Genomic DNA, 26,242 nt, shown 5'->3' on the forward strand with positions numbered 1-26,242 from the left:
CTCACCGCGGATCATCGTCTTCGGCAGGGCGCGCTGCATGTCCGGGCGCAGCATTCGGGGGAGGGGCCAATCTTGTTCAGTGACAATCGCCTGGCGCGTCGGGCAAGGACGCTGTCGACCCAAATGCCCGCGCCGCATTTTCCGTCGGAGTTCGGCGAGCAGACGATCCTGTTCGACTCGGGCTTTGCCGCGCCGCAGCTCCTGCCCGACCTTGCCGCGCACGCGGCAAACGCGCTGACCGCGCACCGCGACGAAGTACTGCAATATGCATCGGGCCGCGGTCAGCCCTATCTGCGCGAATGGCTGGCCACATGGATGAATTCTGACGGCTGTGCGCTGACGTCCGACCATATCCTGGTCACCAATGGCGCGAAACAGGGCATCGATCTCGTCTGCCGGCTTCTCCTCGACGAAGGCGACGCGATCGTCGTCACGGCCCCGACGTATTTCACGGCAATCCCGATCTTTCGACACCATGGGGCCGAGTTTATCGAGATCGGCCAGGATGCGCACGGCCTTGACGTGGACGCGCTCGCCTCGGCGCTCGACGCCCGGTCGGCAGCCGGCAAGGCCCCGCCCAAATTCATATATAACATTCCCGAGTTCCATAATCCGACCGGCGCCACCATGTCGGCCGAGCGGCGGGCCGCGCTGGTCGCACTGGCCGAGGCGCGAGATATTCCGATTCTCGAGGACAGCCCCTACCGCCGCGTGCGTTTCGAAGGACCCGACGAGCCCTTGCTGAAAGCGCTCGATCGCTCGGGCAATATCCTCCATCTCGGTACATTCTCGAAGCTCGTGGCGCCCGGGCTGCGGATCGGCTGGGTTGCCGCCGAACCGGCGCTGATCGCGCGGATGATCCAGCTCAAATCGGAAGGCGGCTCGTCGCCGCTCATCCAGCGGATCATTTACGACTTCGCTCGTTCCGACGCGTTTCCCGCGCACATCGCCCGCGTCCAGACTGCCTATTGCGAGCGGCGCGATGCGATCATTGCCGCGGTGAAGCACGAACTGCCCGGTACGCTGATCGCGATACCCGACGGCGGCTATTATGTCTGGCTGACATTACCCCTGCCGGTGGATGGCGACGTGCTCGCGGCGAAAGCCGGCGAGGCGGGCGTCCACCTCATCGCAGGCAGCCGGTTCTTCGCGGGCAGCGGCGCCGGCGTTCCGCGCAACCATGTGCGCCTCGCCTTCAGCTTCGCGACCGCGGAGCAGATCGCCGAAGGGGTGGCGCGGCTTGGGGCAGTCTACCGGTCGATGGCCGGTTGATGACGTCGTCCGGCGGGCCTCTTGTCGCGTTCCGCGGCGTCGAGAAGCGCTACAGCGTCGGTGGGCGCGCCGCCGTGGCGGGGCTCGACCTCGAGGTGGCGCGCGGCGAATTCCTGACGCTCCTCGGGCCGTCGGGTTCGGGCAAGACGACGACCCTGATGATGCTCGCGGGCTTCGAGACCCCGAGCGCGGGCGATATCCTGCTCGATGGCCGGTCGCTCGTCGATCGGCCGCCCTACAAGCGCAACATGGGCGTGGTGTTTCAGAACTATGCGCTCTTCCCGCATATGAGCGTCGCCGGGAATCTCGCCTTTCCGCTGGGGGTCCGCGGGATCAAGGGGGCAGCCGCCAAGGCAAGGGTCGATGCCGCGCTCGCGCTCGTGAAGCTCGACGGGCTCGGCGGCCGGCGCCCCGATGCCTTGTCGGGCGGCCAGCGGCAACGCGTCGCGCTCGCCCGCGCGCTGATCTTCGAACCCGATCTGGTGCTGATGGACGAGCCGCTCGGCGCGCTCGACCGTCAGCTTCGCGAGCATCTCCAATCGGAGATAAAGCGCATCCAGCGGGTGCTCGGTCTCACCATTCTCTACGTCACGCACGACCAGGACGAAGCGCTGACCCTGTCGGACCGCGTCGCAGTCTTTGCGGAAGGATCGATCCAGCAGATCGGCAGCCCTGCGCAGATTTACGACCGCCCGGCGAACGCGTTTGTCGCCGGGTTCGTCGGCGAGAACAATCTGCTCGCCGGAACGCTTGTGACGCGTCAGGGCGACGAATGCAGTCTCCGCCTGCGCGGGGGCCAAATGGTGACCGCGACCGCAACCGGCACTATCGCGCCGGGCGACGACGTCATCGCGGCGGTCCGTCCCGAGCATGTGGGGACCGGGGCCGATCGACCGGCACTTTGCAATGCGCTGGATGCCCGCGTCGACGAGCTGGTCTATCGCGGCGACCACAGCCGGATCCGCGTCGGCCTCGAAGGAGGCGGTTCGCTGTTGATCCGCGCGCCGAGCGCACCCAGCGTTGCGGTCGCCGAGCGGCTGCCGGTCGGCTGGTGCCGCGATCGCTGCTTCGCCTTTCCGGCGACCGGTGTGGCCCTCGCCTCGACGGACACCGGGGCATGAAGGTCGCGCTTCGCCTGCTGGGTGCGTTGGCCCTGCTTGCCGGATCCGCGTGCGGTTCAGGCTCCGATGTCCGCCCGCTTACCGTCGTCGGCTGGGGCGGCTCCTCGCAGGACGCGCACAGAAACGCCTATTGGAACAGCTTTACAACCAGCAGCGGGATCCCCTTGCGCGAAGACAGCTGGCGCGGGGGCGTCGGCGTGATCCGCACCAAGGTCATCGGCGGCGACGCGAGCTGGGACATCGTCCAGGTCGAGACCGAAGACCTCATCCTGGGCTGCGAGGAAGGGTTGTTCCAGCGCCTCGATTGGGCCGCGCTCGGCGGCCGCGACGCATTCATTCCATCGGCCGTCCATGACTGCGGGGTCGGCGCGATGCTCTGGTCCTATGTCATCGGCTACGACGGCGATCGTATCAAGGGAGCGGGTCCGCAGAGCTGGGCCGATTTCTGGGACGTGAAGCGCTTCCCGGGCAAGCGCGGCATGCGCAAGACGCCCAAATATTCGCTCGAGTTCGCGCTGATGGCCGACGGTGTTCCGGCCGGGCAGGTCTATTCCACGCTGCGCACGCCGGCGGGCGTCGACCGCGCGTTCCGCAAACTCGACGAGATCAAGCCGCATGTGATCTGGTGGTCGTCGATTTCCCAGGTTCCCGACCTGCTTGGCTCGCGGGAGGTCGTGATGTCGGTGACCAGCCCCGGCCGCCTGATCGTCGCCAACCGGACCGAAGGCCGCAATTTCAAGCTCGACTGGCACGGCAATATCTACGCCGTCGACTATTGGGTCATCCTCGCCAACAGCCCGCGCCCCGCCGAGGCGGCGCAGCTGCTGCGCTACATGACGCGCCCCGAGAACCAGGCAAGACTCGCGCGCTATATCCCGACCGGCCTGACCAGTGTCGAGGCGAACCGCATCGTCGATCCGAAGCTCAAGCAGAATACGCCGAGCGACCCCGCGAACATGACCGATGCGCTGGAGCTCGATGCCGATTTCTGGGTCGAATATGGCGATCAGCTCACCCAGCGGTTCAATGCCTGGGTCGCGCGCTAAGTCGGCCGACCCGCGGCGGCGCTGGTGGCCGTTCGCGCTCGTCGCGCCGCTTCTTATTTTCCTGCTCGCCAGCTTCATCCTGCCGGTGGTGTTGATGTTGTCACGCGCCTTGACCGACCGCGAACTGCAGACCGTCTGGCCCGACAGTGCCGCCGCGCTGCGTCACTGGCACGGCAACGGCCTGCCGCCCGATGTCCTTGCGCAGCGGGTTGCACGCGAGATGGTGGCCGCCCGCCGGAACGGAACGCTCAATCGCGTCGCCAATCGCCTCAACTATGACATGGTGGGGTCGCGCACCCTGCTTTACGGGACCGCCGACAAGCTGCTGGCCGGGGCTCCTGGGAACAGTGTTGCGGCGCTGGCGAGAATCGATCCGCGCTGGGGCCGGCCCGCCATATGGGCGGCGATGCGTCACGCCGACGGACCACTGACCAGCCACTATCTGCTCGCGGCGCTCGACCGGCGTCTCGACAAGGACGACCGCATCGTCGGCGTCGCGCCCGAGCAGGCGGTGTTCACCGCCATCTATCTGCGGACGTTCAAGATCAGCGCGCTCGTCGCGCTGTTCTGTATCATCCTCGGCTATCCGGTCGCCTATCTGCTCGCATCGCTTCCCGAGCGCCGAGCCAATCCGCTGCTCATCCTCGTGCTCCTCCCCTTCTGGACCTCCGCACTCGTCCGCACGGCTGCCTGGGCCGTGCTTCTGCAGACCGACGGGGTGATCAACTCGCTGCTGCAGGCGATCGGCCTGCTCGATGCGCCGGTGCAGCTCATCTACAACCGGCTGGGGGTCTATATCGCGATGACGCACGTGCTGCTGCCGTTCTTCATTTTGCCGCTCTACGGCGTGATGAAGGGTATCTCGCCGGTCGCGATGCGCGCGGCAAGCTCGCTCGGCGCCTCGCCGCTCCGTGCTTTCCTCAGGATCTACCTGCCGCAAACGCTGCCCGGTGTCGCTGCGGGAGCGATCATCGTCTTCACGCTTGCACTCGGCTATTATGTCACGCCCGCGCTTGTGGGCGGTGGTGCCGACCAGATGATCAGCGCGTCGATCGCCTTCTACACGAACCAGTCGCTCAACTGGGGGATGGCAGCAGCGCTCAGCCTGCTGTTGCTCGCGCCGCTGCTGCTGATGCTCCTCGCCGGCCGAACCCTCGCCCGGGCGGTGCCGGCATGAGCAGCCACCGATCACGACCCGAGCGGATCGGCAGGGTGTTGCTGATCCTGTTCTGCGCTCTCGTGTTCGCCTTTCTGGTCCTGCCGATCCTGGCGGTCATCCCGCTGTCCTTCAACCCGGGGAGCTTTCTGGTTTTTCCGCACGATGCGGTCTCGCTCCGCTGGTACCGGGTGCTTGCCGGGTCGCCGCAGTGGACGCACGCTTTCGGCAACAGCCTGAAGATCGCCGCGGCGACGACGCTGATCGCCACGCCGCTCGGGACACTCGCCGCGATCGGGCTCGCCGCGATGCGCTCGCGTGCCAAGGTGCCGATCGTGGCGATCATAACGGCGCCGCTCGCCGTGCCGGTCGTCGTCGTCGCGATCGCCTTCTACTTCCTTTTCGCACCGCTGGGGCTGGTGAACGGACCGGCCGGGCTGATCGTCGCGCATAGCGCGCTGGCCCTGCCCTTCGTCGTGATCGTCGTGCATGCGGCGCTCAGCGGCATCGACTTCGAACTGCTGCGCGCCGCGGCGAGTCTCGGGGCGCGGCCGGCAACGGTGCTGGCACGCGTCCTGGCGCCGCTCATCGCGCCCGGGATCGCAGCCGGCGCGGTATTTGCCTTCATGACCTCGTTCGACGAAGCCACGGTCGCGCTGTTTATCGCAGGACCCGAGCAGCGCACGCTGCCCATCCAGATGTTCGAAGGGGTACGCGAACAGGTCAGCCCGGCCATCGCGGCGGCGGCGACACTGCTGGTGATCGCCTCGACGCTGTTGCTCGGCGCTGCCGAACTGTTACGGCGCCGCGGCGAGCGATTGCGGGTGGGGTCCACGGCCGCGCGCAGCGGCGAATAGCGCAAGAAATGCGCACCGCCAGCGATCGGCATGCCCGCGCATCACCGCGTTCGGTGCGCTCGCTGCCCGCGGTCCGGCTCGAAGCACGAGTCGTCGGCACCTTTGGCCGTCACGGTCGGGTCAGGCGATATCCCCGTCACCGCCTCGGGCGATCCAGGCGTCGATACGTTCTTCGAGCAGTGGCAACGGCAGCGGTCCGGCGCCGAGCGTCACGTCGTGAAAGCGGCGGAGGTCGAACCGGTCACCGAGGCGCGCGCGCGCGCGCGCGCGCAGTTCGATGATCTTCTGCATTCCTATATAATAGGAGGTCGCCTGCCCCGGCAGCACAATATAGCGCTCGACCTCGCGCTGGTTGTCATAATGGCTCGATGGCATGTTCGCATCGAAATAGGCGATTCCCTGCTCGCGCGACCATTCGAGCGAATGGATTCCGGTATCGACCACGAGGCGGCACGCGCGCATCAGCGAGAGCGAGAGGCGTCCGAAGTCCGAATAGGGATCGGCGTAAAGCCCCATTTCCTTCGGCAGCAGCTCCGAATAGAGACCCCAACCTTCCGAAAAGGCGGCAATACTTGCGAAACGGCGGAACCTGGGCAGCCCTTCCATCTCGTGCGCGACGCAAGTCTCGATGTGATGTCCGGGGATGGCCTCGTGATAGAGCGTCGCCGCAAGCTGGTATCGCGGCTGCGCTTTCATGTCGGCGAGGTTTATATAGAAGATGCCGGGCGCCGATCCGTCCTGCGGCGGGTTGCGATAATGCGCCTTTGGCGCCGATTTCTCGCGCCACGCCTCGATTGCGCGAACCTCGACCGGCGCTTTCGGCAGATGTTCGAACAGCTCGCCCTGCCGGGCGCGAATTTCTTCCAGCAGCGCCTCCGCCTCGGCCACATAGGCGGCGCGGCCGGCCTCGGTGTCGGGATGATAGAAGCGCGGATCGCTGCGCATAAAGGCGAAGAAGGCCTGCAGGTGTCCCGTAAAGCCGACCTCCTTCATGATCGCGCGCATCGCGTCGTGGATGCCGGCGACTTCTTTCAGGCCCAACGCATGGATGTCGGCCGCCTTCAACGGCAAGGTCGTATAGCTTTCGAGCTGCGCCGCATAATAGGCTTGCCCATCGGGCAACTTCCAGGCGCCCGCGCTTTCGTCGGCTTTCGCTTCGGCAGCGCGCAGATGCGCGATCAACGCGCCATAGCCCGCCGCGAACCCGCCCCGCAGCGCCGCGATACCGCGTGCGAGGAGGTCAGCGCGCTCGGCGTCGGACAGATCCGCCTTCGCAAGCTTTCCCCGGAAATCGGCGAGGATCGGACTGTCGCCCTCACCTTCGAAGGGCGCGCCGCTGAGCAGGTTGAGGCAGGGTTCGAGGACGAGGCCATAGACGAAGCGCGGCGGGCGGATTCCCTTCGCCTCCTGCGCCGCCATCCGCTCGACCGCCTGCGCCATCAGCGGCGCGACGGCGTCGAGCCGCTTGATATAGGCTTCGGCATCGGCTTTGGTCGCGATCGGATGGCTGTTGGTGAGCGTGCTCGGGACGCGGGTGTGCATACCGCCCATCTGGGTCATCACATAATCATGATGACGCCATCGGAAATCGCGGATCGCGTGCTCGGTCGAGCGCTCGAACATGCGAAGACTGAGCGCCGCCTGCGGCGACAGCGTCGCCGCGTCGAAGCCTTGTAGCGTCGCTTCATCCCCCTTGCGCAGTTCCTGATCCTCGAGCTCGCGCGCTTCACTGAGGTCGTCCCACTTATCCTGGTCGCGGCGGATGCCGAGCGCTGACTGGCGCGTCGGGCTGCGGGCGAGCGACCGCTGGAAGACGGTCTCGAAAAAGAGATCGAGCCGCGCGTCCTCGTCGGTCTCGATCGCGAAAAGGGGCGGCGCGATCAGTGTCGCGCCGACGAGCGCCGCCGATCCGAGAAAGTGGCGGCGGCCGATCATGCTTTTCCTCCTGTGGCGATCCACGCATCGATGCGGGTTTCGAGCATCGGCAGCGGTAGCGGCCCGCAGCCGAGCACGCGGTCGTTGAAGCGGGCGAGATCGAATCGCGCGCCGAGCTGTGTCCGCGCCCGATCGCGGAGTTCGACGAGTTTGAGCTTGCCCATCTCGTAGGCGCATGCCTGGCCCGGGGTGACAATGTAGCGCTGGATCGCGGTGACATTATCGGCGTGGTTCGACGGCGTATTCTCGTCGAGCCACGCCACCGCCCGTTCGCGGCTCCAGCGCAGCGCATGGACGCCGGTGTCGGTTACGAGGCGACCCGCGCGCATCAATTCCATCGAAAGGCGCCCGAACTCCTGCCATGGATCGTCATAGAGTCCCATATCGATCGGAAGCTGCTCGGCATAAAGTGCCCAGCCCTCGCTGAACGCGGTATAACCGCCGAAGCTCCGGAATTTCGGCAGGCCGGTCAGGCCGCGCGTCACCGCCTTTTCAAGATGATGGCCGGGCACGCCCTCATGATAGGAAAGCGCCGACAGTTCGAAAATCGGCAGGTTTCGCATGTCGCGCGTGTTCACATAGAGGATCCCGGGGCGCGATCCGTCGGCCGACGGGGCGAAATAGCCCGCGGTGCCTGCCGACGCTTCAAGCCAGGGTTCGACCGGCTTCACCAGAACGCCGGCGCCAGGCACATGGCTCGTCAGTTCGCCGAGGCGCGCGCTCACCGCGCCGATCTTCGCCCGCATCGCGTCGAGATAGGCGGCCCTCCCGGGCGCGGTGTCGGGATAATAGAAGCGGTCGTCGGTGCGAACATGCGCGAATAGCTCGGGCAGCGTGCCGGCGAAACCTGCGCGCTTGGCCACCGCGCGCATCTCTTCGTGGAGGCGCGCGGTTTCTTCGAGGCCGATGCGATGCACTTCGGCGGGTGAAATCGGCAGCGTCGTGTTCCAGCGAAGCTGCGCGGCATAATAGGCCTCGCCATCGGGCAGTCGCCAGACGCCTTCGTTGCAGTTCGCATCGCAGCTCAGCCTGCTAAGATGGTCGATGAGCAAGCGAAAGCCCGGCCCGAAGCCGTCGAGCAGCCCGGTTTCTGCCGCTTTCAGTAACCTCGCCTTCTCGCCGTCTCCTGCCCCGAGCTTCGCGAGCTTGCCGCGGAAATCTGCAAGGATCGGGCTGTCGGGCAGGCCTGGCTGAAAGGGTGCGCCGGCGATCAGCTTCTCGCAGTTGCCGACGACGAGCGGTACCGAGAAGGGCGGCGGGACGACTCCCTGCGCTTCTTGCCGCAGGAGCTCGGTGACGACCGCGGCGAGATAGGGACGCACTGCGTGCAACCTTGCGATGTAGCGCTCCGCGTCGGCGACGCTTGCAACGGGATGATTGTTGATCAGTGTCTGCGGAACGTCGCGCTGCGGCCCGCGCATCTGGCATACGGGATAATGGTTGCCACGCCAGCGGTGGCGCTCGATCGCCTCTTCGCCGTCATAGGCGAACAGATCGTAGCTGATTTGCGCTTCGGCTGGCAGCGCGGCGCGATCGAAGCGCCGGAGTTCGGCGAGGTCCCGCCGTACGAGGGCCACATTTTCGTCGGCGCGCGCCTGGCTGACGTCGGGCCACCAGCCCGCGGTCCCGGCCATTACCCCCAATGCCGACTGCGCCGCGGGGTCACGCGCCAGATCGCGCTGAAAGACACTCTCGAAAAAGGCATCGAGCCGGGCGCTTTCGTCGGCGGGTGCACCCCGTGCCGGCACCGCGGCGGCGAGCGCCCCGGCGACGATCAGTTCGCGGCGACTGAGACGGAAGTCGTTCACTGGCCGTTCGGAAAGTCGCCGAGCGGCGACACCGCCGCCGGCCGAGCTTTGCCGGCCCCGGCCGGCCCATGCTTCACATGGGTATCGAGAAATTCGAGTATCTTGCGATAGGCGACGATCTGGTTCGCCTTCTTGCGAAAGCCGTGGCCTTCGTCGGGGAAGACGACATAGTCGACCGGCACGCCGTTCGCCTTGACCTTCGCGACGATATCCTCGGACTCGACGGGGAGCACGCGCGGATCGTTCGCGCCCTGGAGCACGAGCAGCGGCTTCCTGATATTGCCGGCATGAAAGACGGGCGAGATTTTACGAAGATAGTCGGAGTCGGTCGCGGGGTCGCCAATCTCGGTGAAGAGCAGTCGGCGCAGATCCTCCCACCAGCCCGGCGTATTGGCGAGCAGCCGCGGCCAGTTCGATACGCCGTAGATGTCGACTCCGGCTGCGAAAGCGTCGGGGCGAAAGGCGAGCGCGGCCAGCGTCATGTAGCCGCCGTAGCTCTGGCCCTGGACCGCGACCCTGCCGGGGTCGACGAAGCCCGTGGCCGCCAGCATCGCTTTCGCCGCGACGACGTCGTCGAGGTCGGCATCGCCATGCCTGCGATCGTCGAGATGATAGAAAGTGCGTCCGGAGCCGCTGCTGCCGCGATTGTTGATCTCGAACACGACATAGCCGTGATTGACGAGATACTGCTGCAGCGGGCGATAGCCGATCCGGCTTTCATCACCCGGTCCGCCGTGGACGTGAATGACGGCCGGGAGCGCATCGCCTTTTCTTGCTCCCTTGGGGACGTAAAGAATGCCCGGCACATCGACGCCGTCGTAGGATTTGAAGCGCACGACCTCACCCGCCACCAGGTCGTCGGGCGCCACGCCGGACGCACGCGCGTCGAGAAGCGGCGTCCGTTTGCCCGTAGCAAGGTCGAGCAGCAGGATTTCGCCCGGCGTGGCGCCGTTCGAGGCGCTCAAGAGCGCCTTTTCACCATGGTTCGCGAGAAGCAGGCCGGCGCTTGCATTTGGTGCCGGGTCGGCAAGGCGCCGGGGAGTGAAGGTCGAGGCGTCGAGAAGATAGGGACGTGAGCGCGCATCCTCGTTGACGGCGACGGTCAGCGTGCGGCCGTCGCGCGACAGGCTCGCGCTCTCGACGTCCCAGTCGGGCTTGAAGACCGTGACGCGCTCGCCCGTGGCGAGATCGTGGCGCACGAGGAAGGCAAACTCGCCGCCGTCATCGGTAGTGTAGAAAAGCTGCGCGCCCTTGTCGGTAAAGGTCTGGGGTTCGCACGCGACGGGCTGGCCATCGGTCGTGAGCTGGATCAGTTTCGTCGCGGTCCGGTCATAGACGTAGCAATGTTTCGTCGCATTATCGACGATCCGGCTGAGCCCGACATAGCGGCGATCGGGGCTGACCGCGCGGACCTGATAGGCCCTGTCGTTCTCGAACAGCAGCGTCTTCGCATAGCCCTCGACCTCGACCTGGTAGAGATCGAAGTAGCGCGGGTCGCGCTCGTTGGTCTGGACAAAGAAGCTCTTGCCATCCCTCGCCCATTCAACGAACCGCGCGACATGCTTTTCGCCCGGGGTCAGATCGCGCGTGGTGCCATCGCGTTCGCGCACGTAGATATGCGCGAGCTCGTTGCCGCCCTGATCGCTCGAAAAGAGGATGCGCTCGTCGTCCGGAAAATATCCGATCGCGCTGACCGTTTCCTTGACCGAGCTGGTGAGCGGGGTCGGTACGCCGCCGCCGGACGGCATTTCGTAGATGTTGGCGATGCCGGAGCGGTTGCTCGTGAAGATGATCTTGCTGTCGTCGGGGGACCAGGACAGGCCACTGATCGAGTCCGAAGCCATGAGCTGTTCGATCGTGTAGAGCATGGGCGGATCGGCCGCGTCTGCCGATACGGCCGGGGCCAGGGCAAGTAGCCAGATGCCAAGCCAATTCCGCATGTCATCCTCGTTCTCGGTGGCAGGAAAGGAACGGTAAGGCGGCGTATTGTCGGAGCCGCCTTACCCAATTGTTCAGAAGCTGGCAGTCGCTGTCACCAGATAGCTGCGACCGAGAATGTCGAAGCTGCCGTACCGATTATAGGCGATTGCGGCGAGCGGGACATCGCGGTCGAAGATGTTGTTGACGATCAGCTGGAAACGGAGCCGTTCATCGACACGGTACCCCAGCGTTCCGTTGACCAAAGTGTAAGCGCCGACGTCATTGGCGGGCGTGTCCTCGATGGTCGCGAGCGTATCGATCTTGGTCTTGTCCCTCCAGAGGACCTGGAAATCGAGATCGGTATTGCCGAGCGTTACCCCGACATTCGTCTGGACGCGCCATTTCGGGAAATTTACCGATCCGACCGCTTCGGTTGGAAGCTCGCCTGCAAACGATGTGAGCGTGTATCTGTCGGTGTAGAATAGCTTCGTCCCGAGGCGCAGCATGGCGGGCTCGGCTCCGCTGATATCGACGTTATAGTCGCCCGCCACGATCAGGCCGGCAAAGTGCAGGCTTGACGTATTGACAAAGCCAGTGGTGTAGCCATTCGCGATGTCACCGACCGAACGCGCGATACCGCCGGTTCCGTTGCCGGAAGCGATGTCTTCGGCGGTCAGGCGGCGAAACGATCCGCATGCCGAATTAGTCGGGAAATCGGCGCTGTCGTAACAGGATGACAAAAGCGAATTGATACCCAGATTCTCGATCCCACCGGTCAGCCGGATGTCGGTCCAGTCGGCCGCCAGGCGTAAACCTGGAATGGCGCGCGGCTGATAAACCAGCCCGACGGACCAGGATTTTGCTTTTTCATTATCAAGGTTGGCATTGCCCGATACATTGCCGGACACCGATCGACCATCCGTGGTCGGCACGAACGCAGCAGGGGCCGGTGCATTCACGGCGGCCAGCGCGATCGCGCAATTGGCCGCGCGCACATCGGGGTTGTTGCCGCGGTTATAGTTGCTGCTACTGCACGGGTCAGCCAGCGTGCTCGTGGTCGGCGACGAGGCCAGGAACAGCTCGCCGATCGCAGGCGACCGGATCGCGCGGGTGTAGACACCGCGAAAGGTCAAGCCCTCTCCGAGGCCCCCGAGTTTAGGCGTGAGACGCCCTCCCGCCGACCAGGTAAGAGCGCCGCCGGCAAGCGAATGATCGACATACCGGATCGATCCGTCGAGTTCAGCTTCGCGGATCAGGGGGAAATCCTGGTCCCGCGAGACCAGCGGGACGACAAGTTCGCCATATACTTCCTTCGTACCGAACTTGCCCGCCACCGGAGAATAGGCGCCGATGCCGTCCCCGAGCAGTTTCACGCCAGCCTGCAATATTTCGTCAGGCGCGAAGATCGCCTTTTCAACGCGCCGCTCGACGCCGATGTTGAATGCGATCCGCTCACTGGAGACCCCGATCGGCAGCTTGCCGCCGAGATTCGCAGTAAGCACTGCTTGCGTGTTGGTGCTCTTCGAACGGCCGGTATCGGTCACATAGGCGACGGCCTCGGCGCTCGGCGCGCCGAAACCGAAAAGGTTGATCGGAACGCAGCCCGCTGGCGCCGCGCCGCCGCACACGATCGATCCGTCGGCAGCGCGAACGGCATTCGCTGCCGCAAGGAAGCGGGTCGGGTCGACGTAGGTAACCTGCGAATTGTTGCGCACACGACCATAGTTGTAGGACAGGTCCCATTTCCAACGCTCGCCGGCAACGTCAAAGCCGCCTTCCAGGCCGCCTACCGCACGGAACATTTCCTGGATCGATTGCTGGGGCGTGCGCTGGACAATGTCATTAAGGTTGCGCGTCATGTTGAAGCCGGTCAATCCGTTCGCCAGCAGCACCGACCGCGCCTGATCGGTGAGAAACGGATTATCGACCGAGAAGGTCAGCTTCGGTCCGCCCAGCAGGCCCGGCGCAATCACCGACGTCAGGTCGGAGAGCCGAACGACTTCGCTCCGTGCATATGCGCTCTCGAAGAAAACCCGCACATCGGGCGTGATATCGTAACGGGCATTCAGGTTTGCGAGAACGCGATCGGTCGGCGTCAGCAGCGAGGTGTATTCAGCGGGGCTGAGGCCGTTGCCGCCATTCGCCGCAACGGGCAATGTACCAAGACCCGTTCCTCCCAAAGCATCGTCGGCGACGAACCCGGGGTTGTAAACGACCAGGTCCCCATTGGGCCCGAATTGCAACGGCCGCCCTTGGGCATCGAATATATAGTTGCCGTTGGGCGCAATGCCGAACGGCGGCAACGACAAGCCCGGGCCATCGGCCCCGAGCAAGCCTTCAGCCCCCGAATCGAAATAGGGAAGCCCTCCCTGCGTTATGAAAGGAATCCGATAATCGTCGATGATGATCACCGCGGGGATACCATCGGTCGAATCGACATTGGCGGGGTTGGGAACGCGATATTTGAAGCCGCCGAAACGGTCACCGTACAGCAATCCGCTCTGCCGCGTATATTCAACGCTGCCGACGACATTGCCGCGCCCTTCGGCAAAGCTCAATCCGCCGAGTGCCTGCAGCCGATAGCGCGACGAGGCGCCGTCTTCGCCGACCCCGGCCAGGCCGGAGAGTTGCAGACCTTCGAAATCATCCTTGAGGATGATATTGACCGTGCCGGCAATCGCGTCCGATCCATAAATCGGCGCACCGCCGATCGCGATCGTTTCCACCCGATCGACCAATCCGGACGGAATGAGGTTGAGATCGACCTGGGACCCCGCCGATGCGTTGCCGCCGGCCGCAGCCGAGTTCGCCGAAACGAAACGGCGTCCATTGACCAGCGTCAAGGTTCGCTGCGAGCCCAGGCTGAACATGTTGACAAAACGCTGGCCAGTTCCATTGACTGCCTGGTTTCCACCGACCGCGCTGCTGTCCGACGTACCGAACAACGGATTGGACTCCAGCGCGTCCGCGACATTCAGGTGCCCGCGCTTCTGGATTTGTTCGGCGTCGTCGACAACCGCTGGCTGCAACGTATCGAAGCCCGCGCGTTCAATGCGCGATCCGGTGACGACGATTTCTTCGTCGACAGTTTCGGTCGCCGGTTCCGGAGCAATGTTGTTACTGGAGGTTATGCTGTTGTTGTCCGTGCCGCTGCGCCGGATCACGACGACATTGCCCTTCTGGACGATCTCGAGGCCCTTGCCTGCCAGCATCCGTCGCAGCGCCTCGACGGGCGTGAAGGATCCGCTCACGCGGTTCGTCGTGACACCGGAAAGATCGCCATCCGGGGCCATGATCTGCAGCCCGGACTGCACTGCGAGGCGCTGGACAGCCGCGGCCGCGTCGCCGGACGGAATGGAATAGGCCTGCCGGTTCTGCGCTGCCGCTGGCGCCGCCCACAGCATCGTTACAGCTGCGCCAAGCATCAAGGCCGACCGCATGGCCTTACGGTTTCTCTGTTCCCACCTCATCGCATACTCCTATGCCCCGAAGCGACCCCGCGCTTCCCTGACAAGAGAGCAGCGGCGCGAAAAAATCCGCCACTAGTGCGATGGAGAATTCTGCTGGCGCACCAGAACGAGGTCGTTTCCGCGGCGCACGACCTCGCCATTGAAGGCTTGAGCGGCAGCGCCTGCAAAGGCTTGCGCATCGCCAAGCTTGAACACGCCCACAAATTCCGCCCGCGCGAGGGTGGGATCGTCGATCACCACGCGAAGGCTCGAATAACGATTAACTTCCGCGGCCGCTGCGCCGAGCTGCTGGCCGTTGAAAACGAGCATACCGTTGCGCCAGGCGATCCGGCGTTCGACGTCGGCTGGATCGAGGACAGCCTTGCGCGGCCCGGTGGTGGCCGACACGAATTGTTCGTTGCGGCGCACATAACGCGGCTGGGTCGAGCCGCTCGCCTTGCCGCCGACAGCAACGACACCTTCCTCGACGGTCACCTCGACGCCATCGTCCTCGATACCGACGATAAATTCAGTCCCTACCGCACGGACATCGAGCCCTTCGGCACTGACCACAAACGGGCGCTCCTTGTTATGGGCGACCTCGAACGACGCCTCGCCGCGACGGAGAATGACGCGCCGGATGTCCTCTTCATATCGGATCTGCACCGCCGAATTGCCGTTGAGCGTCAGGACCGATCCGTCGTCGAGCGCGATCCGGCGCACCTCGCCGCGGTCGGTCGATATCCGCCCGGCCAGATGATCGTAAGCCGCAGTGCCCGCGAAAGCTGCCAGCGCGACCGATGCGGCCATCGCATAGCGCCGCCAGGGGCGCTGGCGAACGGGTTCGGGAACCTCCCGCACCGTTCCGCTGTCGAGCGCGGCGACCCGGTCGATATCGAGCCAGATCGCCTGCGCGCGAACATAGGCCCCCAGGTGGCGACTGTCGGTCTCAAGCCATGCGTCGAGCTGTCGCTGTTCGGCGCTGCCCAGCGGGCGCTCGGCCGATCGAACCACCCAGGCTGTCGCCTGGGCGTCGACGTCAGCCCCATTTCCAGAACCTGCGCTCACGCTGTCTTCCATCCTGCGCGCCGCCTGGCGCTTCCTTCATTGCGTCGGAAACGAGCCGAAGCGCCTTGGAGAGATGCTTCTCAACCGTGCTTTCGGCTATTCCCATATGTTCGGCGATCCGACGCTGCGAAAAGTCCTGGAACTTCTTCAACTCGAACGCCTGTCGGCATTTTGGCGGCAGCGTCTGCAATATTTCGTGCAGGCGCGCCAGTTCTTCCTGTCCGCTGAGACGCCGGTGAACGCTCATCTCTTCGTCAATGATGTTCAGCGAGTCCAAATCCGCCACAAAATCGATCGCGACGATACGCGAGCGGCGAAGATGCTCGCCGACAATATGGCGCGCGGTTACGAAGAGATAGGCTCGCGCGTTGCGGATCGTCTCGGGATCGCCGGTCCAGAGCCGCGCGTAAGCCTCCTGCACCACTTCATCGACATCGCAGGACCCGAGACCGCGAACCCGCGCCGCGAGCCACTTGCGCAAGTCGGGCTCGTGCGGAAGCACCTCGCGTGCAAACCAGCGGAGTTGGGCCTGACGATCCATGTCGGCATGGCATCAGCATTCGGATTTCAGGTCAAGAAAAAATGACAACTCCGTGACATTTTTCTTTTATATTCAATTTGTTAGAAGGCAACACAAAGCGGTCCGGGAGCCGCGTCCCGGCCGGCGCGCAGAGATGGGGAAGCCTATTGCGTGATGCGCTTGACGACCCTCCCCGCCGTGTCGAGGAACTCGATGCTCGGCTCACCGTCCGCGCCGACCTTGAGGAGCAGCCGGGGTCTGCCGCTCTTGTCGGCAAGCCGAACGATCGCGTCGTCGGTCGTCTTGCCGGCGAAGACGCGCTCGGCCCCCGCCCCGCCGTTCGCCATGGCATAGGCGCGCATTTCGTCGCGGATGCGGGTCCGCCCGACCTCGTCGGATGCCGCCGCAGCGCGCGCGCTCATTTCCATGAGCGGCTTGATCGACCAGTCGGGGCGGTCCCAGACGCGCAGCCCGGCGGTGCGTTTCCCGTCCGCCTCGCTATACTGGATGCCGACGGTCTGGTCCTGCTTGTACTGGTCGAACATCAGCGAACCGGAGGCGCGGCGGTTTTCGCCCACCGTCTTGCTGCCGAAGGTCAGCCCGCCGACCTCGTCGCCCTCATCGTTGAAGAAGAGCATCCCGCCGCCGTCGCGGCTATGGTGTTTATATTCCCTGCCCTCCATGAACAGGCCAGGGAAGCGATCAGAATTGGCTAGGACGAGGCGATATTTGCCATCGGGTTCGACGATGTTGATCCGCTTGACGCTGATTTCGTCGAACGCCGCCTTTTGCGGTCCGCTGTCGGCCATCACGAGCGCCGTCGGTGCCGCGGCTCCCATGACAAACCCGGCCGCCACGAGCGCGAGACGCCTTCCCCCGAATTCGACCATCTGCCCTCTCCTCAGTAGTTCCATTGATCGACCGCTGCCCCCTCGGGGGCATTCTTCCGGACGTGCGCGGCAACTTCGCGCACGACGCCGGCCCAGTCGGTGTGGTGCCAGTTATGCCCCTTTTTCGGCCGCCCATATTCGAAGCGGATCGGATAATCGCTGCCCGCGACCCCGGCGATCATGTCCTCGAACCGGTAGACCGCGAGGTTGAGGTAGAAATCGTCCATCTCGCCCGCGAAGAAATTGAGCTTGCCGCGAAGCTTCGGACCGAGGGTCGCCCAGTTGTCACGGGTATAGGCCGACAGGTCGAAGCCCTTCTCGCGCATGTACCTCGCGACATCCTTGTTGATGACGCCCGTCCTGTAATCGAACAGCATGACGGGATAGCCCTCGGGGCCGACCGGGCCGTGCGTCGCCTGCCAGATGCCGAGTTGATAGCCGGAGCGGCCTTTCGAGCCGAGCATCGCCTCAAGTGCTGCGAGGGTTCGCAGGTCGACGAGCGGCTGGCCTTCGCGGCTGCGACGGAACGGCTTCTCCTTCGTGATCCAGTCGTTGATCTTCAAGGTGAACATATTGTCCTCCTTGTAGATGTCGGTGAGCTGGTAGCGGGTAAAGTCGATGGGGTCGGGGTTGAACACCCATGCGCCGCCGAACAGGTCGGGATAGTGGAGCTGCAGTGCGAGCGCCTCCCAGCCGCCAGTCGAAGCGCCCTCGACGATACGGCCGTAGGGCTGGTCGACCAGGCGGAACCTCTTTTCGAGATAGGGCATCAGCTCCTTGGTGATCGCGTCGCCCCAGGGACCGTTATTGGCCGAATTCAGGGCATAGGATTCGACGAAATAGGGTCCCGGCGTCTCGAGCGTGATCGCGGCCATGCGCGGAAAATCGTCGCCGTTCCACGCCTGGTAGAATTGATATCCGGTTTTCACATTGGCATCGGCAGCGGCGCGGCGCGCGGCCTCGCTATCGCCCGCCGGGTCGGTGTCGAAATTGAACGACCCGCCGAAATGCCCGTAGGTGTAGATGGCGGGATAGCGCGCGTCCGGATGCTTGTCGAAGTCCTTGGGAAGCAGCACTTCGGCGCCGATATACATTGGCATCCCCCAGAAATCCGACAGCAGCTTGCTCTTGATGCGAACGCGCCTGATCCACGGTGTATCGGCTTCGCGGGCGATCGGTCCGATCGTCTCGGTGAGCGCCAGCGCCACAGGCGCATTGGCAGAGGGGTCGAGTCGGACGTCGGCAGGCCTGCTGTAGGGATTGCCCGGAAACAGCGGCGCGATAACGCGCTGGTCGCTCATCGGCACCCAGACGGTATGCCCGTCGGCGCGCTTCGCCTTCTTGTAAGGGATCAGCACCGCCTGGACGCGATAGTCGCCGGCCGGGAGACTATCGAGCCCGAACGGAAAGCCGTCCGACGTGGCATCGAGGGTAACGGTTGCGCCGGGCCTGAGATTCTCGACGTCCATGCCGAAGGCCGGCGGGCCGTTCATGCCGATCATTTCCCGCGGCTCGGCGCGCACCGGCGACCCCTCCTCAGCGCGGCGGGTCGTCACGACGATCAGGCGGCCGGTGACGGGTTCGCTCGCGGCGGACTTTGGCAGAGTCACCGAAAAGCTGATCTGCGCGGCAAGAGGGCCGGCGAATGCGAACGCGGCCGCCGCAAGGCTCCAGCGCAGCAGCGGCCTGACAAGCTTCGAAATCCCCATTTCAGTCCCCCGAATATTCGTCTCCGCCATTAACGATGGGCGGGGTCGGAAAATCCGCCACTGGGCAGGAGCCGGCCCGGTTTCGAGGACGGACAAGCGCGGCATGACCCGGCACCACCGTGTCAGCCCAGGTCCACTTCGGTGGATGCATTTTCTAGGAGAGCGAGAAGATGGTCGACGGCTCCCTCCAGATCGTCCGCTTCGAACCGACGCTCCTCGCCGCTGCCTTCGAAACCGCGTCGGGCGCCGTGGTTGACCATCGGAAGCACGTGCAGAATATCCTTCTCGAGGGTGACGTCGACCAGCACGGCCCTGGCCATAAACGCCTTGTGGCTTTTCAAGCCCGCCGCCGCGACGACAGGCCCGAAATCAAAAGCGTCGCGGTGCGGTGTCGCCATGATCCGGCCCGATGCGGCGAGCGCCTCCTCGATCGCACCGATCATGGCTTCGCGGCCGATCGGCCAGTCGAACGCGGCAGGCGGACCTGCGAGAAAAAATCCGGCCTTCGTCAGGAGCTGCGGGCAGAGGACAAGGCGGTCCGCGACGCGATAGACCGAGGCGGAACGGATGGTCGCAAGCTCGCGCAACCGGCGGTGCCACGCGAGCCTTGCAGCAAGGAACCGGAACATGGGCGGACCTTTCGGGTGAATGCGGGCTCACGGGCGTTTATCGCAGCGCTCGGCACACTTCCCGTATCAAAAGGTAACAGCGCCATTCGGCGCAGGAGTTCGGGGGCCAGCTACAGTTGATCGACATAGGCCCTGATCTGGGCGGCTTCAGCGGCGCTTTCGGCAAGTCCAAGCGCGCGTCGATAGGCCGCCGCGGCTTCATCGCTTCGCCCCAGCGCTGCCTGCAGTTGGCCGAGCACCACATGATAAGGAAAATAGCCGTCAAGCGCCGTCGCAAGGGGCTCGGCTTGGGCAAGCGCTTCGCCCGGGCCCCGCGACCGCCAGATCGCCACGGCATGATTGAGGGCGACGACGGGAGTGGGCCACATGTCCTCGAGCACCCGGTACAGGCCTTCGATCTGGTCCCAGCGCGTGTCGGCGAAGGTGGGCGCGCGGGCGTGCATGGCCGCGATTGCTGCCTGCAGCTGATACGGGCCCGGCTTCCCCATGCGAAAGGCGCGATCGGTTAGCATGATTGCCTCGACTATCCCCGGGCGATCCCAGCGGCCGCGGTCCTGCGCCTCGAGGAGAACCACACCGCCGGCGGCGTCGAAGCGGGCATCCCGCCGCGAATCCTGCAGCAAAAGGAGAGCGGCGAGGCCCAAGACCTCGGGCTCTTCGGGGAAGAGGTCGAGGAGGAGCCGGGACAGCCGGATCGCCTCGTTGCAGAGCGGGCGGGCCCGCGCTGCCTCGTGCGAGGCGGCTGCATATCCCTTGGTGAACAGAAGATAGATCATCGATGCGACAGCGCCCAGCCGTTCGGCGCGGAGCGCGGGCGAAGGCGGTTCGAAGCGGATGTCGGCCTTTGCAACGGCGCGCTTCGCGCGGGTGATGCGCTGCTCCATTGCCGCCTCGCTGACGAGGAAGGCGCTCGCGATATCGGCAACGGAGAGTCCGCAGACGATGCGGAGCGCCAGCGCGATCTGCTGCGTCGCCGCGAGATCCTTGTGGCAGCAAATGAAGAGCAGCCGCAGCATGTCGTCGCCATAGGCGGCTTCGTCGAGAACGCCTGCGATGTCGTCTTCGGCATCGCCCTGCGGCGCCGCGATATCTGCGGGCAGCGAGGTTTCGCGAAGCGCACGCCGCACGGTGTCGATGCCGGCATTGGCGCCGACGCGAACGAGCCACGCCGTGGGATCGCGCGGCGTCCCCTGCTCGGCCCAGTGGCGAAGCGCGCGGAGGCACGCCTCCTGGAAAGCCTCCTCCGCCGCCTCGACGCTGCCGAGACGGCGAAGAAGCGCCGCCATTGCGCGCGGCCGCGCGGTCCGCAGCGTGGTGTCGATCCAGTTCGGGTCCGGGTTCATCTTGGTCTCACTGACGATCGATCCGCGCAGGCGGAAGGCTCACATGTAGCGGCCGTGCTGCTGCTCGATATCGCGGGTCAGCTGTTCCGACTGGGCGTCGATCTCGGGGGTCGAGACCTCGGCAAAGTCTTCCATGCCGAAAAGCGGCCGGATTTCGAGATCAGAATCTGACATCTGCGGATTGGGACAGCGCTTTGCCCATTCGATCGCCTCTTCCATCGAGGCCACCTCCCAGATCCAGAAGCCCGCGACGAGTTCGCTCGTTTCGGCAAAAGGGCCGTCGGTGACGGTGCGGTTCTCGCCCGAGAAGTGCACACGAGCACCTTGCGAAGAAGGCTTGAGGCCCTCCCCTGCGATCATCACGCCCGCCTTCACCAGCTCCTCATTATAGTTCATCATCGCAGCGAGCAGTTCGGGCTGGGGCATCAGCCCCGCTTCGCTGTTCTTGTCGGCCTTGACCAATACCATGACACGCATTGTTTTTCTCCTGATCGAGGGGTTGCGGCACAAGGACGTGCGAGCATGCCCCGATCCGACATCGCCGAAGAAAAAAATTCAAGACCCCCGATCACCTCCCCTAACTCGAACCATCGCGCAGCAGATTCCGCCACCCGCTCGTGGTCATGCGCCGCGCCTCGCGAACGAGCCGCCGAACCCGCGAGCGCAGCGAGTCCGACGCGATCCGCCAATCGGACGCTATCCTTTCCTCCCCGAAAAGCGTGGCGGCAATATCGCGCTGGGAGGCCCCGTCATGCAGCGCGTCGGCGACCCGCAGCACGTCGATGAGACGTTCGATCCGCCGTTCGCGCGGGAAAAGCGCAGGAGGGAAGCGCCCTGTGCGCAGCACGCCTGCAAGTCTCCGTAAGGGCGCGAGTCGGGTCTCGACGTCGCGGGCAAGCACGCCGTCGAGCCTGTAGCGGAGAAGGATTGGCCGTCCGGCCGCGAGGCTGCCCTCCTCGATATCGAGGCGGAGATGCCGGTATCCGTCCGACAGGACTGCGTGCTCGCGTCCGTCCGCCCCGCCGACGATCGTCGGCCAGCGTACGACACGCTCCACGTCGAAGCGGTCGCTGTCCTCGGCATCCGCCCGCACGGCTGCAACCCGCAGCGCCGTGCCGTCGACGCGGGCATGCCAGATCAGCCGCGCATCGGGTGAGGCACGGGCCGGATCTTCAGCGAAAGTGCAGCCCCCATGCGAGCGGGCCGACGTCGCCGCTGCCGTGACGGGTTGCTTCGCTCGCTGACGTGTACCAGGCCACATAGCCGGGATCGCGGCGCAGCCATTCCCACCGCATCCCCGCCCGGTCGATCCCCGAAAGCCGCCGGTACGGCGCGGGATCGCGCCAGTCGGGCCGAAGGGCGCGCGGACCCATTCAGCAGCGCCGGCCGGCCCGCGCGGCTGCTCGCAAAATCTCTGATAACGCGAGCTTGTTTCCCGAAGCGGACGGGATATGATCGTGCCCGGTTCCAGTGTGCGGGCGCTGCGGATATGGAAAGCCGCGCCGCGGCCCGCACTGGCAGGAAAGGACGATTGCGAGGAGAGCGGCGGCTTGAGACGCTGCCTCGCGTCGGGTTCGCGCATGAGAGACATGCGTGGCGAGATCGAGTGGTTCCTCGGCGCCATCGCTCTTGCCGGCAATATCGACGCGCTCGCGATGCTGCTCGGCGAGATGACGGCGAGGATGGGTTTCGGCCATTATGCGCTCACTCATCATGCCAACCCGCTCGACCGGCCGCGCGCGATGATCCGCGTCCATAATTACCCCGAGGCCTGGGTCGACTATTTCGACCGCAACCGCCTCGGACTTTCCGACCCGGTTCACCGCGCGAGCCATCATATGGTCGCGGGGTTTCGCTGGAACGTCGTGCCCGACCTCATCGAGATGACGCCCGGAGATCACAGGCTTTTCGACCTCGCCCATGACCATGGCCTCGCCGACGGCTTCACGGTGCCCGCGAACATCATTGGCGAGGCGACAGGCTCCTGCAGCTTTGCGACGGGTCCGGGCTGCGACTTTCCCCATGACGCCATTCACTGGGCACAGCTGGCAGGTGTCGGCGCGTTCGAGGCGGCACGCCGGATCTGGCGCGCACGGAGCGGGCCGCCGCCGCCGCGGCCACAGCTGACCGACCGCCAGCGCGACTGCCTGATCTGGGCGGCGCGGGGCAAGACGGCGTGGGAAAGCTCGCGCATCCTCGGCATCAGCGAAGAAACGGTGGTACGTCACCTCAAGCAGGCCCGCGAACGCTATGGGGTCGAGAAGCAGACATCATTGCTGATCCGTGCGCTGTTCGATGGAATTATCAGCTTCTCCGACATCTTCGGGCATTGATATGCCCATTTCTGGGAATAGCGCCGTCTCGCAGTCGCTCCGACCCTCCCGTGCACACACACGACGGGAGTTTTCCGAATGCTGCACCTGGTGCCCCCGCAATGCGGGGGAAATGAAAGCGACGTACTGCGCGCGATGTTCGCAGCGCGCAAAGCGGTCTTCGTCGACCTTCTCGGCTGGGATGTCCCGGTCCTTGTCGAACGTTTCGAGGTCGACCAGTTCGACGACGAGCATGCCATCTATCTCGTCGTTACCGACGCCCGCGGCCGCCATCAGGCCTCGGCGCGCCTGCTGCCGGCAACAAGGCCGCACATTCTCGCCGATCTCTATGCCTCGCTGTGCGACAGGCCAGTGCCCCGCGCCCACGATATTTTCGAGATCACGCGCTTCTGTCTCGACCGCCGGATCGACGCGGCAGCGCGGCGGGTCGCGCGCAACCAGCTGATTCTCGGCCTCGTCGATCATGCGCTCGCCCATGGAATCAAGCGATACACCGCGGTCGCCGAAGGTGGATGGCTCACACAAATCCTCGACTTTGGCTGGCGTGCTTCAATGCTGGGCACCCCGCAGGAGGTCGGGAGCCGCAAGCTCGGCGCCCTCCTGATCGAGATCGAGCCTGACACGCGGGCACGCCTCGAGGCGGCGGGCGTGGGCGCCCCGCCCAAGACGACGCGGGAGATGCGGCATGTATCCTGACGCCATCGATGCTGCCGAAGAACGGCTCGCCAGCTGCACCCAGACGCTGCTGCAAGACGGCTATTGCGTGATCGAGGACGCTGTTCCGCCTGCCATGGCTGCTCGTCTCGATGCCGAGCTGCAGACGGCGTTCGCGGCGACGCCCTTTTGCGAAGGGGGCTTCTACGGCGAGCGCACGATCCGCTTCGGACGGCTGCTTGCGCGGTCCACGCTGTGCGAAGCATTTGTACGGCACCCGCTCATCCTCGCGATGGCCGAGTCCGTGCTCGGCGCGTGGTGCGACACGATTCAGCTCAACCTTACGCAGGCCATCGCGCTCCATCCCGGGGCTCTGCCGCAGTTCCCTCACCGCGACCAGGATATGTGGCGCGGGACGATTGGCGAGACCGAATATCTCGTCAACGTGATGTGGCCGTTCACCGATTATCGCGCGGATAATGGTGCAACGTTGATCTGGCCCCGGAGCCATGGTGCCGCGGCCTTGGACGGGACGCCACCGGGCGAGCCGTTCATCGCCGAAATGAAGCCGGGCTCGGCGCTCGTCTTCCTGGGCTCGACGCTCCACGGCGCCGGCGGCAACAGCAGCACAGAGATACGTCGCGGCATGATCGTGAGCTACTGCCTCGGCTGGCTCAAGCCGTACGAGAATCAATGGCTCGCCTATCCGCCGGAGATAGCGCGCGATTTCGATCCCGAGCTGGCGGCGCTCATCGGCTACCGCCAGCATCGCCCGAATCTCGGCAATTTCGAGGGGCAATGCCCTTCGATCCTGCTGCAAGATGGCGTTCCCGGCGCCATCGGGGCGATCGACGCGCTTCGTCCCGACCAGCGGGCTGCGGTCGACGCCCATGTCGCGGACGAGCGCCGGCGAACATGAATGCCGGGGTGACGTCCGAACGGGTCTATGATGCCCTCAAGCGCCAGCTGCTGGGCGGTTCGGTTCCGCCGGGCGAGCGGCTGGAACCGAAGAAGCTTGCGGTGTTACTCGCGAGCAGCGTCACCCCCGTCCGCGATGCGCTGCACCGCCTCACCGGTGAACAGATCGTCGAGATGCGCACGGCCGAGGGCTTTCATCTGCCGCTGGTGACCGAACCCGGATTGCGGGAGCTGATCTGGTGGAACGGCGAACTGCTGCGGTTCGCGCTGAAGCGCTGGACCGAGAGACCGAACGCTGTATCGCTATCCATCGGCGCGGCCAGCTATGCCGACAGCGTCCGGATGTTGTTCAGCGCGGTCGCGTCCATGTCGGGCCACCCCGTGCTCCGCGGTGAAATCGAGGCGGTGAGCGACCGCCTGAACGCCGCGCGGATCGCGGAAGCCCATGGAGCGGTGAATGCAGACGAAGAGATCACGGCTCTCGCCTGGACTCTCGAGATGGGTGATGTCCGGGCGCTGATCCTCAGGGTCGCGGCATTCCACCGGCGGCGCTTGGCACTCGTGCCGGCGATCGTCGAGGCGATTTACCGGCGCGACTGACGGGTGGCGGCCCGGCCTTCTATATTCGGGATATCGTCGCGTTATAAACTTCGGATAGACGCGCCCCCTGCCTAGCCTTCTCTCTGCCGCAATCCCGCGGCATCGAGGAGAAGTCTCATGGATCGTGACCATGACGAACTGATCGATCTCGGCGCGGCGAGCGTCGAGACGCTCGGCCCGCCCGACAAGCAGGTCGAGCTCAGCGCATTCACCCGCGCTATCGGCATCAGCGACGACGAAGACTGATGCGGGAGGCGAGCGGGCTCCCGTCCGCTCGCCGACCGCGGCATAATCGCATGATCAAGCCCTCCCTCCGCCCCGGCATATCGCACCGCAACTTTCCCGGCTGCGCGATCATTCTCGATATCGATCGCGACCGCTACTGGCAGGTCTCCGAGCAGGTCGGGGCGACGCTCGACCGTGTCGCGCAGGGTGAGGGCCGGATGCTCGCGCCCGGAGAGATCGCGCACGTCGAGTCGCTCGGGCTCATCACCTATGTAGATGCGGACTCCGCTCCAGCCCCGGCCATCGATCTCCCGGATCCCACGCGGAGCGCCGCAGAATGCGACGCCCCGCGCACACGGTTCTGCCCGGCCGAAGCGGCGGAGGTCGCACTGCTCACGCTCACCGCCCGGTGGCTGGTGCGTCGCCGCCCGCTTCGCCAACTGCTCGAGGACGTCGTCTGCCGCCGCGATCACGCGCTCGGCAGCGCCGACCCCGTTGCGCTCGCGCAGCGCTTCGGTCGCTACCGCCGTCTCGTCCCGCTCACCTCTTTATGCCTTCCCGACACGCTCGCCTTTCTCCGATTTGCCGCGCGCCGCGGTGCTCGTGCCAATATGGTGTTCGGCGTCGAGGCATGGCCGTTCGCGGCGCATTGCTGGGCGCAGGCCGGCGAGTGCGTGCTCAACGACGCGCTCGACCACGCCCGGTCGTTCGCGCCGATCCGCGTCCTGTGACGCGGGCTCCTGCCTTCCTTGCCGTCTTCAACCCGGCGCGCTCGGCCGCATTCGCGAG

24 protein-coding genes are annotated in these 26,242 nt (G+C 65.2%); 11 read left to right on the plus strand and 13 right to left on the minus strand.

All coding sequences use genetic code 11. From position 1 onward, the window contains the following. Positions 1-72: 72 nt before the first annotated feature. From HDC35_RS13310 to HDC35_RS13330, 5 genes are read left to right on the plus strand one after another with little or no spacing between them, the layout of a single operon-like run. Entirely contained in the window at positions 73-1,272 is a 1,200-nt protein-coding gene (locus tag HDC35_RS13310; protein WP_184647575.1) for a PLP-dependent aminotransferase family protein, read from the plus strand. Continuing rightward, on the plus strand, positions 1,272-2,393 hold the full coding sequence (locus HDC35_RS13315; RefSeq protein WP_184647577.1) for an ABC transporter ATP-binding protein: 1,122 nt from the start codon (positions 1,272-1,274) through the stop codon (positions 2,391-2,393). Before HDC35_RS13310 ends, HDC35_RS13315 begins: the two co-directional genes overlap by 1 nt. Then, complete coding sequence (locus HDC35_RS13320; RefSeq protein ID WP_184647579.1) at positions 2,390-3,439, plus strand: polyamine ABC transporter substrate-binding protein; 1,050 nt, start codon at positions 2,390-2,392, stop codon at positions 3,437-3,439. The genes HDC35_RS13315 and HDC35_RS13320 overlap by 4 nt, the downstream gene beginning before the upstream one ends. Next, positions 3,420-4,616, plus strand: coding sequence for an ABC transporter permease (locus HDC35_RS13325; protein WP_221438254.1), 1,197 nt, complete (start codon positions 3,420-3,422; stop codon positions 4,614-4,616). Before HDC35_RS13320 ends, HDC35_RS13325 begins: the two co-directional genes overlap by 20 nt. Continuing rightward, complete coding sequence (locus tag HDC35_RS13330) at positions 4,613-5,452, plus strand: ABC transporter permease (protein WP_184647582.1); 840 nt, start codon at positions 4,613-4,615, stop codon at positions 5,450-5,452. Before HDC35_RS13325 ends, HDC35_RS13330 begins: the two co-directional genes overlap by 4 nt. A 120-nt stretch (positions 5,453-5,572) precedes the next feature. Here the strand turns inward: HDC35_RS13330 and HDC35_RS13335 are convergent, their stop codons facing one another. The 13 genes from HDC35_RS13335 to HDC35_RS13395 form a co-directional block, all read right to left on the minus strand. Beyond that, positions 5,573-7,387 carry a DUF885 family protein gene (locus HDC35_RS13335; RefSeq protein ID WP_184647584.1) on the minus strand — a complete coding sequence of 605 codons (1,815 nt, stop codon included), beginning with the start codon at positions 7,385-7,387 and terminating at the stop codon, positions 5,573-5,575. After that, positions 7,384-9,195 (minus strand): DUF885 family protein, encoded by a 1,812-nt coding sequence (locus HDC35_RS13340; protein WP_184647586.1) that lies wholly within the window; start codon positions 9,193-9,195, stop codon positions 7,384-7,386. The genes HDC35_RS13335 and HDC35_RS13340 overlap by 4 nt, the downstream gene beginning before the upstream one ends. Further along, positions 9,192-11,135, minus strand: coding sequence for a S9 family peptidase (locus HDC35_RS13345; protein ID WP_184647588.1), 1,944 nt, complete (start codon positions 11,133-11,135; stop codon positions 9,192-9,194). Before HDC35_RS13345 ends, HDC35_RS13340 begins: the two co-directional genes overlap by 4 nt. 72 nt (positions 11,136-11,207) lie before the next feature. Then, positions 11,208-14,585, minus strand: a complete 3,378-nt coding sequence (locus tag HDC35_RS13350; protein WP_184647589.1) for a TonB-dependent receptor — start codon at positions 14,583-14,585, stop codon at positions 11,208-11,210. A 72-nt stretch (positions 14,586-14,657) separates the two neighbouring features. Further along, a complete protein-coding gene (locus HDC35_RS13355; RefSeq protein WP_184647591.1) occupies positions 14,658-15,632 on the minus strand; it encodes a FecR domain-containing protein in 975 nt (324 codons plus the stop codon). Then, entirely contained in the window at positions 15,604-16,173 is a 570-nt protein-coding gene (locus tag HDC35_RS19960; RefSeq protein WP_184647593.1) for an RNA polymerase sigma factor, read from the minus strand. Before HDC35_RS19960 ends, HDC35_RS13355 begins: the two co-directional genes overlap by 29 nt. Positions 16,174-16,316: 143 nt before the next feature. Further along, positions 16,317-17,042, minus strand: coding sequence for a hypothetical protein (locus HDC35_RS13365; RefSeq protein ID WP_184647595.1), 726 nt, complete (start codon positions 17,040-17,042; stop codon positions 16,317-16,319). Positions 17,043-17,053: 11 nt separating this feature from the next. Further along, positions 17,054-18,751 carry an alpha/beta hydrolase-fold protein gene (locus tag HDC35_RS13370; protein WP_184647597.1) on the minus strand — a complete coding sequence of 566 codons (1,698 nt, stop codon included), beginning with the start codon at positions 18,749-18,751 and terminating at the stop codon, positions 17,054-17,056. Positions 18,752-18,873: 122 nt separating this feature from the next. Further along, entirely contained in the window at positions 18,874-19,338 is a 465-nt protein-coding gene (locus HDC35_RS13375) for a hypothetical protein (RefSeq protein ID WP_184647599.1), read from the minus strand. A 152-nt stretch (positions 19,339-19,490) separates the two neighbouring features. Further along, positions 19,491-20,723, minus strand: coding sequence for an RNA polymerase sigma factor (locus HDC35_RS13380; protein ID WP_184647601.1), 1,233 nt, complete (start codon positions 20,721-20,723; stop codon positions 19,491-19,493). Between the two features lie 39 nt (positions 20,724-20,762). Then, positions 20,763-21,200 (minus strand): YciI family protein, encoded by a 438-nt coding sequence (locus HDC35_RS13385; RefSeq protein ID WP_184647603.1) that lies wholly within the window; start codon positions 21,198-21,200, stop codon positions 20,763-20,765. A 100-nt stretch (positions 21,201-21,300) separates the two neighbouring features. Further along, positions 21,301-21,816, minus strand: a complete 516-nt coding sequence (locus HDC35_RS13390; RefSeq protein WP_184647604.1) for a DNA -binding domain-containing protein — start codon at positions 21,814-21,816, stop codon at positions 21,301-21,303. Between the two features lie 79 nt (positions 21,817-21,895). After that, on the minus strand, positions 21,896-22,096 hold the full coding sequence (locus HDC35_RS13395) for a transcriptional regulator domain-containing protein (protein WP_184647607.1): 201 nt from the start codon (positions 22,094-22,096) through the stop codon (positions 21,896-21,898). 207 nt (positions 22,097-22,303) lie between these two features. Between HDC35_RS13395 and HDC35_RS13400 the strand changes: the two genes are divergently transcribed. From HDC35_RS13400 to HDC35_RS13425, 6 genes are all read left to right on the plus strand, one after another. Beyond that, entirely contained in the window at positions 22,304-23,056 is a 753-nt protein-coding gene (locus HDC35_RS13400) for a LuxR family transcriptional regulator (protein ID WP_260397728.1), read from the plus strand. A gap of 78 nt (positions 23,057-23,134) precedes the next feature. Continuing rightward, a complete protein-coding gene (locus HDC35_RS13405) occupies positions 23,135-23,752 on the plus strand; it encodes an acyl-homoserine-lactone synthase (protein ID WP_184647609.1) in 618 nt (205 codons plus the stop codon). Next, the gene (locus HDC35_RS13410) at positions 23,742-24,629 is read left to right on the plus strand and encodes a phytanoyl-CoA dioxygenase family protein (RefSeq protein WP_184647611.1); all 888 of its coding nucleotides are present in this window, start codon (positions 23,742-23,744) and stop codon (positions 24,627-24,629) included. The genes HDC35_RS13405 and HDC35_RS13410 overlap by 11 nt, the downstream gene beginning before the upstream one ends. After that, positions 24,626-25,228 carry a GntR family transcriptional regulator gene (locus HDC35_RS13415; RefSeq protein WP_184647613.1) on the plus strand — a complete coding sequence of 201 codons (603 nt, stop codon included), beginning with the start codon at positions 24,626-24,628 and terminating at the stop codon, positions 25,226-25,228. Before HDC35_RS13410 ends, HDC35_RS13415 begins: the two co-directional genes overlap by 4 nt. Positions 25,229-25,345: 117 nt before the next feature. Beyond that, complete coding sequence (locus tag HDC35_RS13420) at positions 25,346-25,474, plus strand: benenodin family lasso peptide (protein ID WP_184647615.1); 129 nt, start codon at positions 25,346-25,348, stop codon at positions 25,472-25,474. Positions 25,475-25,524: 50 nt separating this feature from the next. After that, positions 25,525-26,184 carry a lasso peptide biosynthesis B2 protein gene (locus HDC35_RS13425; protein ID WP_184647617.1) on the plus strand — a complete coding sequence of 220 codons (660 nt, stop codon included), beginning with the start codon at positions 25,525-25,527 and terminating at the stop codon, positions 26,182-26,184. The last annotated feature ends 58 nt before the right edge of the window (positions 26,185-26,242 follow it).

Origin of the sequence: Sphingopyxis sp. JAI128, from assembly GCF_014207235.1 — a bacterium.
GTDB lineage: Bacteria > Pseudomonadota > Alphaproteobacteria > Sphingomonadales > Sphingomonadaceae > Sphingopyxis.